This window comes from Streptococcus mitis, from assembly GCF_001579035.1.
Taxonomy (GTDB): domain Bacteria; phylum Bacillota; class Bacilli; order Lactobacillales; family Streptococcaceae; genus Streptococcus; species Streptococcus mitis_J.
Genome location: NZ_KQ970287.1, coordinates 150,156 through 151,818 on the forward strand (window position 1 = coordinate 150,156; position 1,663 = coordinate 151,818).

At 29.6% G+C, this 1,663-nt stretch carries 2 protein-coding genes and 1 pseudogene; all 3 read left to right on the top strand.

The window, feature by feature from the left end:
* A pseudogene (locus SMIDD26_RS05190) lies at positions 1-280 on the top strand (hypothetical protein); the annotation flags it as partial.
* A 232-nt stretch (positions 281-512) separates the two neighbouring features.
* Positions 513-956, top strand: a complete 444-nt coding sequence (locus SMIDD26_RS05195; RefSeq protein ID WP_246746923.1) for a hypothetical protein — start codon at positions 513-515, stop codon at positions 954-956.
* Between the two features lie 14 nt (positions 957-970).
* The gene (locus SMIDD26_RS05200) at positions 971-1,414 is read left to right on the top strand and encodes a hypothetical protein (RefSeq protein ID WP_167747479.1); all 444 of its coding nucleotides are present in this window, start codon (positions 971-973) and stop codon (positions 1,412-1,414) included.
* The last annotated feature ends 249 nt before the right edge of the window (positions 1,415-1,663 follow it).

Here is a 1,663-nt window from a genome sequence, read left to right on the forward strand (position 1 = left end):
AGCGTGGAAAAAGGTATCAACGATGAAAGTGCTTTGGACAAGCTCTATGACGCTTATATGGACAATGACACCGTTAATTTTATTTGAAAGTGCAAAGAAATATCTCCAAGAACATTTAGGCGAGAGCAAGACCCTGAATATATCCAAATGGAAGGCAGAAATTGGCACTATGAGGAAAGAAAAAGATAGTCTATATTCTCAAATCAAAGATATACGAAAAGAAGTGGAACAGGCTGAAAGTGTCAGAAGCTGTATAGATAAATTACTGCAAGAAAAGTGAGGATTAACACAGGTAAAGAAGAAAGAGTTAGAGGTATAAAATTCGAATAAAATCAAAATAATAGTATGATACTAAACGAATTTTTGAGTGAAGAAATATGAATAAATATTGCGTGCATGGTGAAAAATTAAGCTTGACATTTTGTATACAAAGATATATAATTTATACGTAGTTTTGTTTTTTAAATTAGATATAGGTTAGTATCATTATTGTACTTTAAGGACGGTTGATTTTGGAGAAAATATATAGAAGAAGCCTAGTTGCGTTTATTTATAATTTAATAATAATGATTTTTGGAGTGCTTGTTGCATTTTTAATTTCCGGAGTAATTGGAGGATATAAAGTTGCAATTATTATATCTTCTATCATCATTATTTCGGTTGTAATAAGTATATTTAGGCAATTGAGAACTAAAATAATTATAAATGGAAATAGTTTATCGATAAACGATGGGAAAAAGGAATTTAACTATAATCTAAATGAAGTTCATATTTCTTCAGAACAAAGAAACAATGACTCGTTTTTCTTATATCTTTATACAGAAGATGGTAATAAGGAAATGTTTGATTTATCTTTGCTAGGAAAAAGAAAATATAATGAACTTATTGAAGATTTAGGAGTGGTTGGAGTAAAAAGCAAAACAATTAAATTAAATGATGTTAATAAAAATAATTAAAAAGGAGAATGAAAATGGAGAAATATTTAGAAGCATTTTTTTCAATGGGAGTATATGCCTATGTTGTGATTGCAATTTTTATATTAGCGGCTGTTTTTTCGTTTGTGTCAATTAAAATGAACAAAAAAGCCTTGACTAAATGGTTAGCTGTACATCCTAATGCGGTGAAAATTGAGCTTTCTTCGGGAAATAATGTAATCACTCAAAAACAATTATATGCTAGAGTGATCAGTGGTGAAGCTGCTATTTTTAGTGAAAAAGCAAAATATATAGTTTGTGCAGATCCAGGAGATATTGTTTTAGAAGTAACTTACACATATACTAGACCTGGAGTGTTACATAAAAACGTTACTACAACATGGGGACCTGCAAAAGTGGAGCTTAATGTTGAAAGAGGAAAAGACTATTTACTAAGTTTTGATAAGAACGAAGAGCAATTTAAGTTATCTAGTAAATAATTATTTGATTGACTTGAGTTGAAGGAATAGCTATCGTTCAAAAATTTTGTATTAAAGATAGTTATCATTTAATATTATGTATCGATTTAATTAACAGTAAATCAAACAGGTTTGCTGTTTTTTCTTATTTATTTTTTCGCCGAATTGTAAAATGAAGTGCAACAAAAAACGGTTGTTCGACAAATCCTGTTGGTGAATCTAATTATGTGACTTTCAGTCCGTCACGCTCCGTAGGTGCGTGACAAATAA

Coding starts and splice junctions, on each gene's coding strand:
- SMIDD26_RS05200 (WP_167747479.1), top strand. CDS start 971: ATGGAGAAATATTTAGAAGCATTTTTTTCAATGGGAGTATATGCCTAT.